Source organism: Pseudomonas sp. Sample_23 (assembly GCF_004307595.1).
In the GTDB taxonomy this organism is placed as follows: domain Bacteria; phylum Pseudomonadota; class Gammaproteobacteria; order Pseudomonadales; family Pseudomonadaceae; genus Aquipseudomonas; species Aquipseudomonas atacamensis.
On sequence record NZ_RCNX01000103.1, the window covers coordinates 65,078 to 85,813 of the forward strand.

8 protein-coding genes are annotated in these 20,736 nt (G+C 62.2%); 5 read left to right on the forward strand and 3 right to left on the reverse strand.

Annotated features, from left to right (window positions below):
• Positions 1–3: 3 nt before the first annotated feature.
• Positions 4–888: an SDR family oxidoreductase gene (locus D8U82_RS27560; protein ID WP_122700113.1), complete on the reverse strand. Its 885-nt coding sequence runs from the start codon at positions 886–888 to the stop codon at positions 4–6.
• Positions 889–900: 12 nt separating this feature from the next.
• The gene (locus D8U82_RS27565; RefSeq protein ID WP_130903344.1) at positions 901–2,685 is read right to left on the reverse strand and encodes an acyclic terpene utilization AtuA family protein; all 1,785 of its coding nucleotides are present in this window, start codon (positions 2,683–2,685) and stop codon (positions 901–903) included.
• 184 nt (positions 2,686–2,869) lie between these two features.
• Between D8U82_RS27565 and D8U82_RS27570 the strand changes: the two genes are divergently transcribed.
• The 3 genes from D8U82_RS27570 to D8U82_RS27580 all read left to right on the forward strand — a co-directional run bounded on the left by D8U82_RS27570 (position 2,870) and on the right by D8U82_RS27580 (position 5,483).
• Positions 2,870–3,493 carry a TetR/AcrR family transcriptional regulator gene (locus tag D8U82_RS27570; RefSeq protein WP_125926324.1) on the forward strand — a complete coding sequence of 208 codons (624 nt, stop codon included), beginning with the start codon at positions 2,870–2,872 and terminating at the stop codon, positions 3,491–3,493.
• A gap of 93 nt (positions 3,494–3,586) precedes the next feature.
• The gene (locus tag D8U82_RS27575; RefSeq protein WP_125926323.1) at positions 3,587–4,384 is read left to right on the forward strand and encodes a transporter substrate-binding domain-containing protein; all 798 of its coding nucleotides are present in this window, start codon (positions 3,587–3,589) and stop codon (positions 4,382–4,384) included.
• Positions 4,385–4,469: 85 nt separating this feature from the next.
• A complete protein-coding gene (locus D8U82_RS27580) occupies positions 4,470–5,483 on the forward strand; it encodes a GNAT family N-acetyltransferase (protein WP_130903345.1) in 1,014 nt (337 codons plus the stop codon).
• A 136-nt stretch (positions 5,484–5,619) separates the two neighbouring features.
• Here D8U82_RS27580 and D8U82_RS27585 read toward each other — a convergent pair whose 3' ends face one another.
• On the reverse strand, positions 5,620–6,174 hold the full coding sequence (locus D8U82_RS27585; RefSeq protein WP_008088195.1) for an RNA polymerase factor sigma-70: 555 nt from the start codon (positions 6,172–6,174) through the stop codon (positions 5,620–5,622).
• A 370-nt stretch (positions 6,175–6,544) separates the two neighbouring features.
• Between D8U82_RS27585 and D8U82_RS27590 the strand changes: the two genes are divergently transcribed.
• Both D8U82_RS27590 and D8U82_RS27595 read left to right on the forward strand, forming a co-directional pair.
• Positions 6,545–19,543: a non-ribosomal peptide synthetase gene (locus D8U82_RS27590; protein WP_130903346.1), complete on the forward strand. Its 12,999-nt coding sequence runs from the start codon at positions 6,545–6,547 to the stop codon at positions 19,541–19,543.
• 192 nt (positions 19,544–19,735) lie between these two features.
• Positions 19,736–20,548, forward strand: a complete 813-nt coding sequence (locus D8U82_RS27595) for an alpha/beta fold hydrolase (protein ID WP_130887930.1) — start codon at positions 19,736–19,738, stop codon at positions 20,546–20,548.
• Positions 20,549–20,736 lie beyond the last annotated feature (188 nt).

Below are 20,736 nucleotides of genomic sequence, written 5' to 3' on the forward strand. Positions count from 1 at the left end.
GGCTTATTCCTTGTCCTTGAGCACGTCGGGACGCAACACTTCTGGTAAATACGCGCGGTGAAAACCATTGAACGATTCGCTGTGGCTGGCCTTGTGCAGCGGCCAGGCGCGACTGCCGAGGCTGGCGGCGCCGTCGATTTTCACTGTGGTGCCGCTGATGAATGCCGCCGCCGGGCTGAGCAGAAACACGATCGCTGCACTGACTTCCGATTCGGTGCCGATACGCTTGAGCGGCACATGCTCGCGCAGGGTCGGAATCACTGCTTTGAATGCGCCCTCGTAAGTGTCCATGCCGCTGGAGGCGATCCAGCCCGGCGCCACGGCGTTGACCCGGACCCCGGCGTAACCCCACTCGAACGCAGCAGTCTTGGTGAAGTTGTCCATGCCTGAACGCGCGGCGCCCGAGTGGCCCATGCCGGGCATGCCGCCCCACATGTCGGCAAGCATGTTGACGATGCTGCCGCCGTGTTTGCTCATCGACTGGTTGAACACTTCCCGGGCCATCAGAAACCCGCCGACCAGATTGGTCCGCAGCACGGTTTCGAAGCCCTTCTGATTGATCGAGGCCAAGGGCGACGGGTATTGGCCCCCGGCGTTGTTGACCAGGCCGTGGATCGGCCCGTGTTCGGCGATCAGCTCTTTGACCAGTTGCTTGACCGCCTCTTCATCGCGGATATCGCAGGCCTTCCAGTGCGCGCGGCCGCCGTCCTCGGCGATTTCGGCGGCGACCTTTTCGAGTTTTTCCGGCTTGCGCCCGACCAGCAGCACATTGGCGCCAAGGGCCGCCAGTTCATGGGCGGTGCAGCGACCGATGCCGCTGCCGCCACCGGTGACAATCAGGTTCTGGCCGCTGAACAGATCGGCGCGAAAAATCGACGCGTAAGCCATGCACACCATCCTCTAGTCGAGCTGTTCGGCGATGCTCTGCGGCACCGGGATCTGGATTTCCAATAGTTGCTGGGCGAAGGCTTTGCCTTGCGGGTCGATGCGCAGACTGGCGACACCGCCACCGCCGAGGGCGTTTTCCAAAAGAAAGTTGAGGCTGTGGGTGCCGGGCAGATACCAGCGTTCGACGCGCCCGAGAAGCGGATCGAGGACGTGGCGCATCCAGTCGACCACCACCGAGGTGGTCAGCGCTTCGGCGATCCACGGCAGGTAATCGGGATGGCGCGGCATCACGCCGATATTGCTGTGGTTGCCCTTGTCGCCGGAGCGCGCCACCGCCAGTTTCACCAGCGGCACACTGGCATCGGCGCGGCCCTGGGGTTTGGGTGGCTGATGGGCGAGCGGCAAATCTGCGCTGTCGAGGGCCACTGGGTCGGGGAGGGTGCAAGGATGACGTTCGCCTGCGATGTCGACTTGCAGGGCGCAGGCGCTTTTATCGACGAGGAACGAGAACAGGCGGATGACTGGGTACACGGTCGGACGTCCGCCGACAATGCCGGTCAGACCGGGCGCCATACCGGTCGCGGCCTGGGCGATCTCTTTGGAAAACAGCACCAGCGCGCGTTTGTCAGGGTGGCGTACGGCGATTTTGATCACCACTTCACGGCTGTCGCGGCGCTGGCCGTGGGGGCCGTAGGTGGCTTCGCTGCCGAGCAGTTCGACATGGGTTTCGCTGTACGGCGCCCAGCCGCGCAGGCTGAACATCTCGGCGGTCTTGTCGATGATCGCCTGACTGACCCGCCGCGCCTTGTCCACCGCGTCGATGCCGGCCATCAGGCAACTGGCGGTGCAGCGAAAACCATCCGGGTACGTGGCGCTGACCTTGTATTTGTCGCTGGGCGGCAGGCCTTTGGCACCGTGCACCTGCACGACGTTTTTGCCTTGTTGCTGAAGTTTGACCTGAGTGAAATCGCAGATCACATCGGGTAACAGATAGGCCTGCGGATCGCCGATTTCGTAGAGCATCTGCTCGCCGACGGTCAGCGGCGTAACCAGGCCGCCGGAGCCTTCGGGTTTGCTGACGAGGAACTGGCCATCGGCGCTGACCTCGACGATCGGAAAACCGATGTGCTCGTAATCCGGCACCTCGCGCCAGTCGGTGAAATTACCGCCGGTGCACTGCGCGCCGCATTCGATGATGTGCCCGGCCAGCGCGGCCTGGGCGAGTTTGTCGTAGTCATGCCACGACCAACCGAATTTGTGAACCAGCGCCGCACTGACCACGGCGCTGTCGACCACCCGGCCGGTGATGACAATGTCGGCGCCCAGGCGCAACGCTTCGACAATTCCCGGCGCGCCGAGGTAGGCGTTGGTCGACACGCACATGCGCGGAAGCGGCGCGCAGCTGAACATTTCGCGGATATCGGCGGGGCTTTTGAGCTGTCCTTGCAGGTCATCGCCGAGCAACACGGCAATCTTCAGCTGGACTCCAGCCTGATCGCAGGCCGCTTGCAGGGCCGCCGCGCAAGCCTGCGGATTGACCCCGCCGGCATTGCTGATCACGCGGATGTTCTGTTCGGCCAGTTGCGTCAGCAGCGGCGCCAGCACTTCGATGAAGTCTCCGGCGAACCCGGCCTGCGGGTCTTTCAGGCGCGCGCCGGCCATCAGCGACATGGTGATCTCGGCCAGATAATCGAACACCAGATAATCCAGGTTTCCGCCGGAGACAAGCTGGGCGGCAGCAGTGGAAGTGTCGCCCCAAAAAGCACTGGCGCAGCCGATTCGCACGGTGGTTGGCATTTTTATCTCCGACTCAGGGACCTGCGACAGAAGTGTCTGGAGGCTACCAAGCAAGCGCTTGGTTTGTAAACAGGCGAAACATTCTTCTGCCCAAGCGCTTGCTTGGTGCCCGCGCGCGGCTTAAATTGCGCGCAACCCTGCGGTTACAGGGGGCAACACACTGATCGACTGTAGGAGAGAACGGGTGGACGAGCAAAAAGCCCTGCGGGTCATGCGCGAACTGGTCGACCAGGGCCAGTTGACCGACCCGGACAGCGCCCGCGGCAAATTGCTGCAAGTGGCGGCTCACCTGTTTCGCAACAAAGGCTACGAGCGCACCACGGTGCGTGATCTGGCCAGCGCTGTGGGCATTCAGTCGGGAAGCATTTTTCATCACTTCAAAAGCAAGGATGAAATCCTCCGCGCGGTGATGGAGGAAACCATCCGCTACAACACCGCGTTGATGCGCGCAGCCCTGGCCGAGGCGAGCGATGTGCGCGAAAGGGTGCTGGCACTGATTCGTTGCGAATTGCAGTCGATCATGGGCGGCAGTGGCGAGGCGATGGCGGTGCTGGTGTACGAATGGCGCTCATTGTCCGAAGACGGCCAGGCTAAAGTCCTTGCTTTACGTGACGTTTATGAAGACATCTGGCTGCAGGTTCTGGGCGAGGCCAAGGACGCCGGCTATATTCGCGGCGACGTTTTTATTACCCGACGTTTCCTTACCGGCGCACTGTCCTGGACCACCACCTGGTTCCGTGCCGGCGGCAGTTTGAGCCTCGATCAGCTCGCCGATGAAGCGCTGATTCTGGTCCTCGAAGCGCGTTGAACGGTTGTCGGACCGGCCGACAAACTGGCTAAGTCGGCGAAACCGCCTAGCTTGAATGCATTGATCGCTATTTTTTTCGGGGAGTGGGGTGTTTTGAAGTCTTCGCCAATTCGGACAGCCGCCGGGCTGATGCTCGCTGCGCTGGCTGCGTTATGGGTATTGCCCGCTCAGTCAGCGCAATTGGTCCGGGTCGGCGCCGCGCATTTCCCGCCCTACACGATTCGCCCGGAAAACGGCGCCGACACCGGCCTGTTGCCGCAATTGATCGAGGCGCTGAACCGCTCGCAGAGCGACTATCAGTTCGTCCTGGTGCCGACGTCGATCCCGCGCCGTTTCGGTGATTTCAAGCAGGGCCGCATCGATATGGCGATCTTCGAGAACCCCGAGTGGGGCTGGAAGGACATTCCCCACGACGACGTCGACATGGGCCTGGAAGACGCCGAGATTTTCGTCGCGCAACGCGAGGACGGCCGCCAGCAAAACTACTTCTCGAGCCTGTCAGGCAAACGTCTGGCGCTGTTCAGCGGTTATCACTACGAATTTGCCAACTTCAACGCCGACCCGAAATACCTCGCGCACAACTACAACGCCACACTGACCTATTCCCACGACAGCAACCTGCTGATGGTCCTGCGCGGGCGCGCCGACATTGCCCTGGTGACCCGCTCCTATCTGTTCGATTACCTGCTGCGCAACGAGAAGGTCCGCGATGAGCTGTTGGCGTCGCAGCGTACCGATCAGATCTATCACCATTACGCGATTCTGCGGCCAAGCGCTCCGATCAGCGGCGACGCCTTCGGCAATCTGTTGCAGCGTCTGCGTGACAATGGCGAATTGCTGAAGATTTTCGAGCCTTACAAGATTGCCGTGGTGCCCGTGCCGCATCACTGAAGCGCTGTTTTCGTCCCGCGCTTAAATTTCCCTTCCCGGCTCACGTCACTTCGTTGAACTGTCGACGATTACGTGAGCCCGACCCATGTCCAATCTGAATGACCTGACTGCCCTGGCATTGCCCTCGGGCAGTCGCTTGATCGCTGATGCTACCGAGAGCCGCTTGAGCCTGAGCCTGGACGGGCAACCGCTGATTCGGCTGCGCCTGGACCGCGAGGCCAATGGCCCGATTCAGCTTGATGAACGTTTTGCCCTGCCGCCCGGGCAAGCCTTGTGGGCCGCCTGTTATTGGTTGTTCGCCCGTGCCCCGGCGTGCCAGCAATTGACCTGGCAACTCGATCAGCCACCGACCGAAGCCTTGCGCAGTGGTCTGCTGATCAATACCGAAGTCGCCGGTGAGTATCGCTGCGAGCGCACGCTGTTCTGGCAACTGCCGCAGCCGTGGCTGGGCACTTCACTGACCGGCAGCTATCCGCAGCAAATGGTCATCAGCCATGGCAAGCGCCATCCGCTGCGACCGGTGAAGCCGCGCGGTGAAGTCTACCGGCGTTTCGATGCGCGGCTCGGCGCGTGGATTTCCTTGCGAACGCTGGAAATCGAGGAAGATCTGTCGCGCTTCAATCGCTGGCAGAACAGCCCGCGCGTGGCGAGTTTCTGGCAGGAGGAGGGCAGCCTTGAGCAGCATCGCGACTATCTCAACAAGCTCGATGCCGATCCGCACACGCTGACGCTGATCGGCTGTTTCGATGATCAGCCGTTCGCTTATTTCGAAGCCTACTGGGCCAAGGAAGATCGCATCGCGCCGTTCTACGATGCCGGCAATTACGACCGTGGCATTCACATGCTGGTCGGCGAAGAAAGTCATCGCGGCCCGCATAAAGTGGCGAGTTGGTTATCGGCGCTGGTGCATTACCTGTTTCTCGATGATCCACGGACCCAGCGCGTGGTCGCCGAGCCGCGTGCCGACAACGCGAAGATGATCGGGCATATGCACAACCAATGCTTTCACTGCGAGAAGGAATTCGATTTCCCGCACAAGCGTGCGGCATTGATGATTCTGGGGCGGGAGCGGTTTTTTGATCGGTGCAGCCTGGCCTGATGCGTTCGGCCTCGGGTTTCGTTTGAAACTGAGGTCGCTTTCGCGAGCAGGCTCGCTCTCACAGGGTTTGATGAACGACACAAATCCAGTGTGGGAGCGAGCCTGCTCGCGAATGGCTTGACGCAAAATCCGGATCCTAACGACGCCCCGCAATCACCGCATCCCGTCGACTGCCCGAGACCTTGCGGCAGTGCACCAGCGCATCACGAATCATGAAGTTGACCAGAGTGGGCGATACGCCCAGTTCCTTGGCGATGTCTTTCTGCGGCACGCCGTGCAAGCGGTACATCTCGAAGGCATAACGGGTGCGGCTGGGCAGTTCGGTCAGCGCATCGGCGATGTGTTCGAGGGTCGAGAAGTTGATGTGCGAAGTTTCCGGCGAAGCGCCCTGAATCACCACGTTCAAGCCTTCCTCTTCCGGGCCTGAGTATTTCTGTTCGAGCGCCTGCTTGCGGTAGTGATCGATGGCGAGGTTGCGCACGATCTGGAACAGGTAGCTCAGCTGAGCCTTGATCGACGACGTGATCGGCGGCGCCGATTGCAGTCGGAAAAACGCATCCTGAACCACATCTTCGGCACGAGACCTGCAACCGGTAATGCGGGCTGCAATCTTGACCAGAATCAGTCGATTGTCGACGAATGCCTGAAGTAGCGGTGAATCGCACCTGCTTGTGGATACTTGTTCCGTCATGGAAATCACCTTGCTGCCAATAGGTTAGTGGGAGGGCCTCGGGGGACGGCGCCGTCCTACACATCGAGCGACAAATTATGTTGAATGATAATGATTGTCAAATGAGAAAGAGAGGTATTGCTGTAAGGCGATGTGTTTTGCCAACTGCGACACGCCGCCGCACCCCAGCCCCGCTGGACGTCGCGCCTGCCGACTAATTATTTCCCCACTCCATCCGTTCTCATTGGTGAATGGCCCGGGTGCAGATCCCCGGTCTCAGCGCATTCCGATGCCTTGCGCGGTCGGCACAGACCGCGCCCCGCACGCCTCTCGACAGGTGTGACGCAGCCACCCGATTCCACTTGCAAGCCGAATTCAGGCAGGAAACCTCATGACCGACGCGTTCGAACTCCCCAGCACCCTGGTCCAAGCCCTCAAGCGTCGCGCAGCCCTGACGCCGGACCGACTGGCCTTGCGTTTTCTCGCCGAAAACGCCGATCAGGCTGTGGTGCTCACCTATCGCGAACTGGATCAACGCGCGCGCACCATCGCCGCTGCGTTGCAGGCTCAGGCTGGATTCGGTGAGCGTGCGGTGCTGCTGTTTCCCAGCGGCGCGGATTACGTCGCGGCGTTTTTCGGTTGCCTATATGCCGGTGTGATTGCGGTGCCGGCCTATCCGCCGGAATCGGCGCGTCGTCATCATCAGGAGCGATTGCTGTCGATCATCGCCGACGCCGAGCCCACGCTGTTGCTGACCAGCGCCGATCTGCGCGATGCCTTGCAACAAATCGACGGCGCGCCGCCGCTGTTATGTGTCGACACCCTCGACAGCGCACTGGCCGAACAGTGGGTTGAACCGAGCCTGCCAGCCGAGCACATCGCTTTTCTGCAATACACTTCCGGCTCCACCGCGCTGCCCAAGGGCGTGCAGGTCAGCCACGGCAATCTGGTCGCCAATGAACTGCTGATCCGTCACGGTTTCGGCATCGACGTCAACCCGGACGACGTCATCGTCAGCTGGTTGCCGCTGTATCACGACATGGGTTTGATCGGTGGTCTGCTGCAACCGATTTTCAGCGGCGTGCCGTGCATTCTGATGTCGCCGGCGTACTTCCTCGGTCGGCCGATGCGCTGGCTGGAAGCGATCGCCGAATACGGCGGCACCATCAGCGGCGGCCCGGATTTCGCCTACCGTTTGTGCAGTGAGCGGGTCAGCGAGTCGGCCCTTGAGCGCCTCGATCTCAGCCGCTGGCGCGTGGCCTATTCCGGTTCCGAGCCCATCCGTCTCGATACCCTCGAGCGCTTCGCCGAAAAATTCGCTGCTTGCGGTTTCAGCGACAACAGTTTCATGGCCTCGTACGGTCTGGCCGAGGCGACCCTGTTTGTCGCTGGCACACCGCGCGGCACCGGCATCCCGGCACTGCGCGTGGACGATCAGGCGCTCGCGCAAAACCGCGCCGAGCCGGGCGATGGCAGCGCGGTCATGAGTTGCGGCATCAGCCAGCCTGAGCACGCGGTGCTGATCGTCGAACCGAATACCCTCGAAGAACTGGCCGACAACGCCGTCGGCGAAGTCTGGGCCGCCGGCCCGAGCATCGCCCACGGTTACTGGCGCAACCCCGAAGCCAGCGCCAAGACTTTTGTTCAGCATGCCGGCCGCACCTGGTTGCGCACCGGCGACCTGGGTTTTATCCGTGACGGCAAGTTGTTTGTCACCGGGCGCCTGAAAGACATGCTCATCGTCCGTGGCCATAACCTGTATCCGCAGGACATTGAGCAGACTGTCGAGCGCGAAGTCGAAGTGGTGCGCAAGGGGCGTGTGGCGGCGTTCGCGGTCACTCACAACGGCGAAGAGGGCATCGGCATCGCTGCGGAAATCAGCCGCAGCGTGCAGAAAATCCTTGCGCCAGATGCGCTGATCAAAGCCATTCGCCAAGCCGTGGCTGAGGCGTATCAGGAGGCGCCAAGCGTGGTGGTGCTGCTCAATCCGGGCGCGTTGCCGAAAACCTCCAGCGGCAAACTGCAGCGCTCGGCGTGCCGCAATCGTCTGGCTGATGGCAGCCTCGACAGTTACGCGCTGTTCCCTTCGATCACAGCCGCAACGGAAAACGCGACCAGCAGCACTTCGGACCTTGAAGCGTTGATCGGGCAAATCTGGGCCGAGCAACTCAACGTCAAGCAGGTCAGTGGCGACGACCATTTCTTTCTGCTCGGCGGCAACTCGATCGCTGCCACGCAAGTGGTCGCGCGGGTTCGCGAAGCACTCGGTGTCGAGCTGAGCCTGCGCCTGTTGTTCGAAGCGCCAACCCTGTCTGCCTTCGCCGCCGCTGTGGCGCAGCTAAACCAGGACGGCGGCAGCGCCCAAGATGCAATCAGCACGTTGTCGCGCAGTGAGCCGATGCCGCAGTCGCTGGCACAAAACCGTCTGTGGATCACTTGGCAACTCGATCCACAGAGCAGCGCCTACAACATTCCCGGAGGCCTGCGCCTGCGTGGCGAGCTGGACGTAAACGCCGTGCGCAAAAGCTTCCAGCAACTGATCGAACGCCACGAATCCTTGCGCACACGTTTCTTCGAGCGTGACGGCGTGGCATTGCAGCAAGTGCTCGCTGATGCCGAATTCAACCTGCAACTGATCGACATCAGCGACCTGCCAATGTCCGAGCGTGAAGCCCGTGCCGAGCAGATTCGCGAAGACGAGGCGCGCACTCGGTTCGATCTGGAAAAAGGCCCGTTGCTCCGAGTGACGCTGGTGCGCCTCGATGATGAACAGCATCAATTGCTGGTGACCCTGCACCACATCATCGCCGACGGCTGGTCGCTGAATATTCTCCTCGACGAATTCTCGCGTCTCTATGCCGCCGCTACTCAAGGTGCAACGGCGACACTGGCCGCGCTGCCCACGCAATACGCCGATTACGGCAACTGGCAGCGGCAATGGCTGGCGCAAGGCGAGGGCGAGCGGCAACTGGCGTACTGGCAAGCGCAACTGGGCGAAGAACATCCGCCACTGGAACTGGCCACCGATCACCCGCGCTCGGCCAGACACAACCACAGCGCCGCACGCTACAGCGTGCGCTTGAGTAGCAAACTCAGCGAGGCGATCCGCCAGACTGCGCAGGCCCACGAAGCCACGCCGTTCATGCTTCTGCTCGCTGCCTTGCAAAGTTTGCTGCACCGCTACAGCGGTCAGCGCGACATTCGCATCGGCGTGCCCAACGCCAACCGTCCGCGCCTGGAAACCCAAAGCCTGATCGGCTTCTTCATCAATACCCAGGTGTTGCGTGCGCAAATCGATTCGCGCCTGACATTTGCCGAGTTGCTGAACCAGACGCGCCAGGCCGCGCTCGGCGCCCAGGCCAATCAGGATCTGCCCTTCGAACAACTGCTCGAAGCGTTCCCGCAGGCCCGCGATCAGGGCTTGTTCCAGGTCATGTTCAACCATCAGCAGCGCGACCTCAGTGCACTCAAGCGCCTGCCCGGTCTGCTCGCCGAAGAACTGCCGTGGCACAGCCGCGAGGCCAAGTTCGACCTGCAACTGCACAGCGAAGAAGATCGCAACGGCCGCCTGAGCTTGGCGTTCGACTACGCCAGCGAACTGTTCGACGCCGCGACCATCGAGCGTCTGGCCGAGCATTTCCATAATCTGCTCAGCGAGGTCTGCGAACAGCCACAGCAGGCCATCGGCGATCTGCGCTTGCTGACGGCCAGCGAGCAGAATCAGCAGAAGGACTGGAGCGTCGCTCCGTGCACCCCGGCGCAACAATGGCTGCCGGAACTGCTCGAGCAACAATTGCGCAAAAACCCGCAACGCACCGCGCTGGTGTGGGACGGCGGTAGTCTGGATTTTGCCGAGCTGCACGCGCAAGCCAACCGGCTCGCCCATTACCTGCGCGACAAAGGCGTGGGCCCGGACGTGTGCGTGGCAATCGCCGCCGAGCGTTCGCCGCAACTGCTGATCGGTCTGCTGGCGATCATCAAGGCCGGCGGCGCCTATGTGCCGCTTGATCCGGATTATCCGGCCGAGCGTCTCGCGTACATGCTCCGCGACAGTGGTGTCGAACTGCTCCTGACCCAGACGCAATTGCTCTCGCGTCTGCCGGCCAGCGATGGCGTCAGCGTGATCGCCATGGATGCGCTGCACCTGGATAAATGGCCGAGCCAGGCACCGGGACTGCAACTGCACGGCGACAACCTCGCCTACGTGATTTACACCTCGGGTTCCACCGGGCAACCGAAAGGCGTCGGCAACACCCACGCCGCGCTGGCCGAGCGCCTGCAATGGATGCAGGACACTTACCGTCTCGACCAAGCCGACGTGCTGATGCAAAAAGCGCCGATCAGTTTCGACGTCTCGGTGTGGGAATGCTTCTGGCCGCTGATCAGCGGCGCGCGTCTGCTGCTTGCCGCCCCCGGCGAGCACCGCGACCCGCATCGCATCGCGCAACGGGTCCAGCAACACGGCGTGACCACGCTGCACTTCGTTCCGCCGCTGCTGGCGCTGTTCATCGACGAGCCGCTGAGTGCCGAGTGCACGAGCCTGCGCCGGGTGTTTTCCGGCGGTGAAGCCTTGCCCGCCGAGCTGCGCAACCGTGTGCTGACGCAACTGCCAGCGGTGCAATTGCACAACCGTTATGGCCCGACTGAAACCGCGATCAATGTCACCCATTGGCACTGCACAACTGCCGATGGCGAGCGCTCGCCGATTGGCCGGCCGCTGGGCAATGTGATCTGCCGCATTCTCGATGCCGATCTCAATCCAGTACCGGCGGGCGTGGCGGGTGAGCTGTGCATCAGCGGCATCGGTCTGGCGCGTGGTTATCTCGGGCGTCCGGCGTTGACCGCTGAACGCTTTGTCGTCGATCCACTGGGCGGGCAGGGCGCCCGCTTGTACCGCACCGGCGACCGTGCGCGCTGGTCCTCGGATGGCGTGATCGAATACCTCGGCCGTCTCGATCAGCAGGTCAAACTGCGTGGCTTTCGCGTCGAACCGGAAGAAATCCAGGCGCGACTGCTGGCGCAAAATGGCGTGGCCCAGGCCGTGGTTCTGGTGCGGGAAACCGCTGCCGGTGCGCAACTGATCGGCTACTTCACGGCGACCGATGCGCAGGAAAATGCCGATGAGCAAATTATTCGGCTGAAAGCTGCCCTCGCTGCCGAGCTGCCGGAATACATGGTGCCCGCACAATTGCTGCGCCTTGATGCGATGCCGCTGAGCCCCAGCGGCAAACTCGATCGCCGCGCCTTGCCCGAGCCGCAATGGCAAGTGCGTGAACACGTCGAACCGGTCAGCGAACTGGAGCAACAGATCGCCGCGATCTGGCGCGAAGTGCTGGGTCTGAAGCAGGTTGGCCTGCGTGATGATTTCTTCGCCCTCGGCGGTCACTCGCTACTGGCCACGCAAATCATTTCGCGCACACGTCAGGCCTGTGACGTCGAGCTGCCGCTGCGCACATTGTTCGAGCACAGCGAACTGGGCGATTACGCCGAACAGGTTCGCCTGATCCAGGCCAGCGGCCGCACCAATCAACAGTTGCCGATTGCAAAAATCGACCGCAGCCAAGCGGTGCCGCTGTCCTATTCGCAGCAGCGCATGTGGTTCCTCTGGCAGATGGAACCGGACAGCCCGGCGTACAACGTCGGCGGCATGGCGCGCTTGCGCGGCGTGCTGCATGTCGAGCATTTCGAGGCGGCGTTGCAGGCACTGATCCTGCGCCACGAGACCTTGCGCACTACATTCCCCAGTGTCGACGGCATTGCCCGCCAACAGGTGCATGCCGAGACCGGCGTGCGCATGGGCTGGAAGGATTTCTCCAGCCTGCCGGCAGAAGTCCGGGAGCTACAAGTCCAGCAACTGGCTGATGCAGAAGCGCACCAGCCGTTCGATCTGGAAACCGGCCCGTTGCTGCGTGCCTGTCTGGTCAAGACTGCCGAGCACGAGCATTACTTCGTTCTGACCCTGCACCACATCGTCACCGAAGGCTGGGCGATGGACATCTTTGCCCGTGAACTCAGTGCGCTGTATGAAGCGTTCGTCGATGAGCGCGCCTCGCCGCTCGAGCCGCTGCCGGTGCAATACCTCGACTACAGCGTCTGGCAGCGTCAGTGGCTGGAGTCCGGCGAGCGCCAGCGCCAGCTCGATTACTGGACCGCGCAGCTCGGTCGCGAACATCCGCTGCTGGAACTGCCCGGCGACCGTCCGCGTCCACCGGTACAGAGCCATCAGGGCGAGCTGTTCCGTTTCGATCTGAGTGACGATCTCGCTGCGCGGGTGCGGGCGTTCAATGCGCAAAACGGTCTGACCCTGTTCATGACCATGACCGCCGCGCTCGCCACATTGCTCTACCGCTATAGTGGCCAGACCGACCTGCGCATCGGCGCGCCGGTGGCCAACCGTATCCGCCCGGAGAGTGAAGGGCTGATCGGGGCGTTTCTCAACACCCAGGTGCTGCGTTGCCAGCTCGACGGGCAGATGTCGGTCGGCGAACTGTTCGAGCAGGTGCGCCACACCGTGATCGAAGGCCAGTCCCATCAGGATCTGCCGTTCGATCATTTGGTCGAAGCCTTGCAGCCGCCACGCAGCGCGGCTTACAACCCGCTGTTCCAGGTGATGTGCAACGTGCAGCGCTGGGAATTCCAGCAGAGCCGCACGCTCGCTGGGATGACTGTCGAGTACCTGGCCAACGATGCGCGGGCGACCAAGTTCGACCTCAATCTGGAAGTCACCGATCTCGACCATCGCCTCGGCTGCTGCCTGACTTACAGCACCGACCTGTTCAACGAACCGACCATCGAACGCATGGCCAGGCATTGGCGCAACCTGCTTGAAGCGTTGATCGCTGATCCGCAGCAACGTCTCAGCGAACTGCCGTTGCTCGATAAGTCTGAGCAACAGCAGCTGCTCGACAGCCTTGGCGTCGAGCCGGGCGAACATCGTCTCGACCAGTGCATCCATCATCTGTTTGCCGAACAGGCACTGGCGCGCAAAGACGCGCCGGCGCTGACCTTCGCCGGGCAGACCCTGAGCTACGCCGAACTCGATGCCCGGGCCAATCGTCTGGCCTGGGCGCTGCGTGAGCGTGGGGTCGGCCCGCAGGTGCGGGTCGGTCTGGCGCTGGAGCGTTCGCTGGAAATGGTCATCGGCCTGCTGGCGATTCTCAAGGCGGGCGGCGCTTATGTGCCGCTGGATCCGGAATACCCGCTCGACCGTCTGCATTACATGATTGAAGACAGCCGCATCGGCCTGCTGCTCAGCGATCGGGCGATGTTTCAGGCCCTGGGTGACTTGCCGTCAGACGTGGCGCGCTGGTGTCTGGAAGATGACAGCCCGGGATTGGCCGACTACCCGGCCAGCGAGTTGCCGTTTATCAGCCTGCCGCAACATCAGGCTTATCTGATTTACACCTCCGGCTCGACCGGCAAGCCGAAAGGCGTGGTGGTCTCCCACGGTGAAATTGCCATGCACTGCCAGGCCGTGATCGAACGCTTCGGCATGCGCCCGGACGACTGTGAACTGCATTTCTATTCGATCAACTTCGACGCTGCCACCGAACGTCTACTGGTGCCGCTGCTCAGCGGTGCGCAGGTGGTGTTGCGGGCGCAGGGCCAGTGGGACGCGGAAGAAATCTGCGGCTTGATTCGCACGCATCGAATCAACGTCCTCGGTTTCACGCCGAGCTACGGCAGCCAGTTGGCGCAGTTCCTTGCCACGCAGAATGAAGTCCTGCCGGTGCGGATGATCATCACCGGCGGTGAAGCGCTGACCGGCGAGCATCTGCAGCGCATCCGCGCGGCATTCCAACCGGCGCAGTTTTTCAATGCTTACGGCCCGACCGAAACCGTGGTCATGCCGCTGGCCAGTCTGGCGCCGCAGGTACTGGAAGAGGGCGCCGGCAGTGTGCCGATCGGCAGCGTGATCGGCGCGCGGGTCGCGTACATTCTCGACGCCGATCTGGCCTTGGTGCCGCAAGGCGCGACCGGTGAATTGTTTGTCGGCGGCGCCGGTCTGGCGCAGGCCTATCACGACCGTCCGGGCATCAGCGCCGAGCGTTTTGTCGCTGACCCGTTTGCCGCTGATGGCGGGCGCATGTATCGCACCGGCGACCTGGTGCGCCAGCGTGCCGATGGTCTGGTCGAGTATCTGGGGCGGATCGACCATCAAGTGAAAATCCGTGGTTTCCGCATCGAACTGGGCGAAATCGAAACGCGCCTGCTCGATCACCCTTCGATCCGCGAAGCGGTGGTGCTGGCGCTGGATGCGCCGAGTGGCAAGCAGTTGGTGGGTTATCTCGTTACCGATGTCGCCGGGCAAGGCGAAGCGCAACAGGCTGAACTGCGCGAAGCGCTCAAGTCGCACCTCAAGGCGCAACTGCCGGACTACATGGTGCCGACCCAGCTGATGCTGCTGGCAAGCATGCCGCTGACCGCCAACGGCAAACTCGACCGCCGCGCCTTGCCGGCGCCCGATCCCGAGTTGAATCGTCAGGACTACGTTGCGCCAAGCAATGAGCTGGAGCAGACCCTGGCGCAGATCTGGTGCGATGTGCTTAACGTCAGGCAGGTCGGCCTCAACGACAACTTCTTCGAGCTCGGCGGCGACTCGATTCTGTCGATTCAGGTGGTCAGCCGCGCGCGTCAGCAGGGCATTCACTTCAGCCCGCGCGACCTGTTCCAGCACCAGACCGTGCAGACGCTCGCCGCCGTTGCCAGTCGCACCCAGCAAGTGACGGCCGAGCAAGGCCTGGTGGACGGCGAATCGCGTCTGACGCCCATTCAGCGCTGGTTCTTCGATACGGACATTCCCCAGCGTCAGCACTGGAATCAGGCGCTGTTGCTGGAACCGACTGTGCGCCTCGAGCCGCAACGATTGCAGCAAGCTTTGCTGGCCGTGACCGAGCAGCACGATGCGCTGCGTCTGCGTTTCACTGAAACCGATGATGCATGGCAAGCGACGCATCAAGTGCTGTCGAGTGATGATCTGCTCTGGCAATTCAACGTCGATTCGCTGGACCGGTGCGAAGCCCTGTTCGCCGACGCGCAACGCAGTCTGCATCTGCACAACGGCCCGTTACTGCGCGCGGTGCTGGTCGATGTAGCGAATGATCAGCAACGTCTGTTTATCGCCATCCACCACTTGGTCGTCGACGGCGTTTCCTGGCGCGTGTTGCTGGATGATCTGCAAACCGCCTATCGCCAACTCGACGCTGCGCAGCCGCTGAAACTGCCGGCGAAAACCAGCGCCTTCAAGGACTGGGCCGCGCGTTTGCAGGCTTATGCCGGCAGCGAATCCCTGCGAGAAGAACTCGGTTGGTGGCAAACGCAACTGGCCGGGCCAAGCGCCGATCTGCCTTGCGAAAACCCGCAGGGCGGCAGGCAGAATCGCCATGCGCAAACCGTCAGCGTACGCCTCGATGCCGAGCGCACCCGGCAGTTGCTGCAACAGGCTCCAAGCGCTTATCGCACTCAGGTCAACGACCTGCTGCTGACCGCTCTGGCTCGTGTGCTGTGCCGCTGGAGCGGCCAGCCCTCGGCACTGATTCAACTGGAAGGACACGGTCGCGAAACCCTGTTCGACGAGATCGACCTGACCCGCACCGTCGGTTGGTTCACCAGCGCTTATCCGCTGCGCCTGACCCCGCACAATATCGAAGAGGCCGCCGGGCAGGGCGCTTCGATCAAGGCGATCAAAGAACAACTGCGCGCCGTGCCGCACAAAGGTCTCGGTTATGGCGTGTTGCGTTATCTGGCCGATGACGGCTGCCGCCAGAACATGGCCGCGCTGCCGCAGGCGCAGGTCACCTTCAACTACCTCGGCCAGTTCGACCAGAGCTTCGGCAGCGATGCGCTGTTCCGTCCTCTCGATGAGCCAATCGGTGCAGCGCACGATCCGCAGGCGCCGTTGCCCAACGAGCTGAGCGTCGACAGTCAGGTTTACGGTGGAGAACTGCTGCTGCGCTGGAATTTCAGTGCCGAGCGTTACGAGGCGCAAACCATTAACGATCTGGCCGCCGCCTACCTCGGTGAGCTGCAAAGCCTTATCGCCCATTGTTTGCAAGACGAAGCCGGCGGCCTGACGCCATCGGACTTCCCGCTGGCCAGACTGACTCAGGCGCAACTCGATGCGCTGCCGGTGCCGGCCGCGCACATCGAAGATGTCTACCCGCTGACGCCGATGCAGGAAGGCATGTTGCTGCACACCTTGCTCGAGCCGGGCACCGGTCTGTACTACATGCAGGATCGATATCGCATCAACAGCGAACTCGACCCCGAGCGTTTCGCCCAGGCCTGGCAAGCGGTGGTCGCTCGTCATGAAGCATTGCGCGCTTCGTTCTGCTGGAACGTTGGCGAAGACATGCTGCAAGTGATTCACACGCCGGGGCGCACGCCGATCGAGTATCTGGACTGGAGCGCCGTCGCCGAAACCGAGCAGGAACCACAGCTGCAAGCGCTGCTGAAAAGCGAGCGCGAAGCCGGGTTCGATCTGCTCAATCAGGCGCCGTTCCACCTGCGCCTGATCAAGGTCGGCGCGGCGCGCTACTGGTTCATGATGAGCAACCACCACATCCTCATCGACGCCTGGTGCCGTTCTCTGCTGATGAACGACTTCTTCGAGACCTACACCGCCCTCGGTGAAGGTCGTGAAGCGCAGTTGAGCGTGCCGCCGCGTTATCGCGATTACATCGGTTGGCTGCAACGCCAGAGCCTGGCCGAGGCGCGGCAGTGGTGGCGGCAGAATCTGCAAGGCTTCGAGCGCACCACGCCGATCCCGAGCGACCGGCCGTTCCTGCGCGAACACGCCGGTGAAAGCGGCGGCATGATCGTCGGCGACCGTTACACCCGCCTCAATGTTGAAGACGGAGCACGGTTGCGGGAACTGGCGCAGGCACATCAACTGACCGTCAACACCTTCGCCCAAGCTGCGTGGGCTCTGGTTTTGCGGCGCCTGAGCGGCGATCGCGACGTGCTCTTCGGCGTGACCGTGGCCGGGCGGCCGGTGGAGATGCCGGAAATGCAACGCACCGTCGGCCTGTTCATCAACAGCATCGCCCTGCGGGTGAAGATGCCTGCGGACGATCAGCGCAGCAGCGTGCGTCAATGGCTCAGCGCTTTGCTCGACAGCAACATGCAACTGCGCGAGTACGAATACCTGCCACTGGTAAACATCCAGGAACAGAGCGAATTGCCCAAAGGCCAGCCGTTGTTCGACAGCCTGTTCGTCTTCGAAAACGCCCCGGTGGAAGTCTCGGTGCTTGATCGTGCACAGAGCCTGAATGCGACCTCGGATTCCGGCCGCACCCATACCAACTTCCCGTTGACGGCGGTGTGTTACCCGGGCGATGACCTTGGCTTGCACCTGTCCTATGACCAGCGTTACTTCGACGAGGCGACGGTCGAGCGCATGCTCAGTGAGTTCAAGCGCCTGCTGCTGGCGCTGGTCGACGGCTTCCATGGCGACATGGCCGATTTGCCTCTGCTGGGCGACGAAGAGCGCGACTTCCTGCTGCACGGTTGCAACCAGAGCGGCCACGACTACCCGCTGGAGCAAAGCTACGTGGCGTTGTTCGAGGCGCAGGTCGCGGCGCATCCGCAGCGCGTTGCCGCCAGTTGCCTCGATCAGCAATTGAGCTATGCCGAACTGAATCACAACGCCAACCGTCTCGGCCATGCCCTGGTCGCTGCCGGTGTGCGCATGGATCAACCGGTGGCGCTGCTGGCCGAGCGTAATCTCGACCTGCTCGGCATGATGATCGGCAGCTTCAAGGCCGGCGCCGGTTACCTGCCGCTGGACCCGGGTCTGCCGAGCCAGCGCCTGAGCCGCATCATCGAGCTGAGCCGCACGCCGTTGCTGGTGTGCAGCGCAGCCTGCCTTGAGCAGGCGCAGACCTTGCTCGAAGAGTTTGGCTGTTCGAATCGCCCGCGCCTGCTGGTGTGGGAAGAGGTCCAGGCGTCGGTGGCAGCGACGCACAATCTCGGCATTCACAGCGGCCCGGACAATCTCGCCTATGTGATCTACACCTCGGGTTCGACCGGTCTGCCAAAAGGCGTGATGGTCGAGCAGCGCGGCATGCTCAACAACCAGTTGAGCAAACGCCCGTACCTCGACTTGAGCGAGGCCGATGTGATCGCGCAGACCGCCTCGCAAAGCTTCGACATTTCCGTCTGGCAGTTCCTTGCCGCGCCGTTGTTCGGCGCACGGGTCGACATCGTCCCGAATACGATTGCCCACGATCCGCAAGGTTTGCTGGGCCATGTGCAGGCGCAGGGCATCACCGTGCTGGAGAGCGTGCCATCGCTGATTCAGGGCATGCTCGGCTCCGAGCGCCTGAGCCTCGACGGCTTGCGCTGGATGTTGCCGACCGGTGAAGCGATGCCGCCGGAACTGGCCCATCAATGGCTGCTGCGTTACCCGGACATTGGTCTGGTCAATGCTTACGGCCCGGCGGAATGCTCGGATGATGTGGCGTTCTTCCGTGTCGACATGGCTTCAACGCGCGGCAGTTACTTGCCGATCGGCACGCCGACCGATAACAACTTGCTGTACCTGGTCGATGGCGCGCTGGATCTGGTGCCGTTGGGCGCGGTGGGTGAGTTATGTGTTGCCGGGACCGGCGTCTGTCGCGGTTACGTCAGCGATCCGCTGCGCACCGCGCCGGTGTTTGTGCCGAATCCGTTCGGCGCGCCGGGCGAACGCCTGTACCGCACCGGTGACCTGGCACGGCGCCGCACCGACGGCGTGCTGGAATACGTCGGCCGCGTCGATCATCAAGTGAAGATTCGCGGTTACCGTATCGAGCTCGGTGAAATCGAAGCGCGCCTGCATGAACAACCGGAAGTGCGCGACGCGGCGGTGGGTGTGCAGGAAGGCGTCAACGGCAAGCATCTGGTGGGCTACCTGGTCGCGGCCGATGCAGCGCTCAATCCGGGTGAACGCCTGGAGCGGATCAAGCAGCGCCTGCGCGCCGACCTGCCGGAATACATGGTGCCGCTGCACTGGCTGTGGCTGGAGCAGATGCCACTCAACGCTAACGGCAAACTCGACCGCAAAGCCTTGCCGGCACTGGAAATCGGTCAGTTGCAGAGCGAGGATTATCTGGCGCCGCGCAATCAACTGGAGCAGACCCTGGTTGATATCTGGGCTGAGGTGCTGAAAGTGGAAAAGGTCGGCGTGCGCGACAATTTCTTCGAACTGGGCGGGCATTCGCTGCTGGCTACGCAAATTGCATCGCGGGTACAAAAAGCCCTGCAACGCAACGTGCCGCTGCGCGCAATGTTCGAATGCAGCACGGTGGAGGAACTGGCCGAATACATCGGTGGGCTGGCGGCCAGCGACATTACAGAGGAGAAGGTTGATCGGTTGAATGATCTGATGGCGGAGCTGGAGGGGTTGTAGTCCTCCGGCGCCTGGGCCGGCCGCTTCGCGAGCAGGCTCGCTCCCACACAGGATCTGTGTTGTTTACAAAACCCCTGTGGGAGCGAGCCTGCTCGCGAATGGCGTCTGTACATTGCTGTACATTTCCATCCTTGACGATCAACAACCGGCAGCTCAGTCTGCCGGTTCTGTTTTTTCTCGCGGAGGTGGTCGATGCCCTTTTTCACGGTTGACGGACAAGCACTGCACTACATTGATCAAGGCACCGGCCCCGCCGTGTTGCTGGCTGGCAGTTATCTCTGGGATCAAGCGATGTGGGCGCCGCAGATCGCCGCGCTGACCCCGCACTATCGCGTCATCGCCCTGGATCTGTGGGGTCATGGCGAGTCCGGCAAGTTACCTGAAGGCACGACATCGCTGGATGACATCGCCCGACAGGCGCAGGCCTTGCTTGATCATCTGGACATCGACCACGTCACCCTCGTCGGGCTTTCGGTCGGCGGCATGTGGGGCGTGCGCCTGGCACTGTCCGCACCGCAACGTCTCAACGGTCTGGTGCTGATGGACACCTACGTCGGCGTCGAGCCGGAACCGACCCGGCAGTATTACTTCTCGTTGTTCAAGCAGATCGAAGACAGCGGCACCATCTCCGAACAATTGCTCGACATCGTTGTGCCAATCTTCTTCCGCCCGGGCATCGACCCGCAGTCGGCGCTGTATCAGGGCTTCCGCGCAAAACTGCAGGGCTACTCGCCCGAGCGTTTGCGCGACAGCATCGTGCCGATGGGCCGCATCACGTTTGGCCGCAACGACCTGTTGCCACGCCTGGACGAGCTGAACCCGGCGACGACGCTGGTATTGTGCGGCGATCAGGACAAACCGCGACCACCCTCGGAAGCCCGGGAAATGGCTGAATTGATCGGTTGCCCGTGCGTGCTGGTACCGGAGGCGGGGCATATCTCCAATCTGGAGAATCCCGGGTTTGTGACTGAGGCACTGCTGGCGTTTCTGCGCGAGCGCAACTGACACATCGAGTGAGCTTCATTCGCGAGCAGGCTCACTCCCACAGTTAATCGCATTCTGGCTGAGGGAATGCAGTCAACTGTGGGAGCGAGCCTGCTCGCGAAAGGGCCGGTCCAAGCGATGAAAAAACTACTTAGGCCCGAGAATCTTCACCAACTTGTCCGGCGAAGGCGCGCCTTGCTGTTGTTGCA

Bases quoted from the DNA above. Each gene is read 5' to 3' on its own strand.
- D8U82_RS27560 (WP_122700113.1), bottom strand. From the start codon at position 888: ATGGCTTACGCGTCGATTTTTCGCGCCGATCTGTTCAGCGGCCAGAAC.
- D8U82_RS27565 (WP_130903344.1), bottom strand. From the start codon at position 2,685: ATGCCAACCACCGTGCGAATCGGCTGCGCCAGTGCTTTTTGGGGCGAC.
- D8U82_RS27580 (WP_130903345.1), top strand. From the start codon at position 4,470: ATGTCCAATCTGAATGACCTGACTGCCCTGGCATTGCCCTCGGGCAGT.
- D8U82_RS27585 (WP_008088195.1), bottom strand. From the start codon at position 6,174: ATGACGGAACAAGTATCCACAAGCAGGTGCGATTCACCGCTACTTCAG.
- D8U82_RS27590 (WP_130903346.1), top strand. From the start codon at position 6,545: ATGACCGACGCGTTCGAACTCCCCAGCACCCTGGTCCAAGCCCTCAAG.
- D8U82_RS27595 (WP_130887930.1), top strand. From the start codon at position 19,736: ATGCCCTTTTTCACGGTTGACGGACAAGCACTGCACTACATTGATCAA.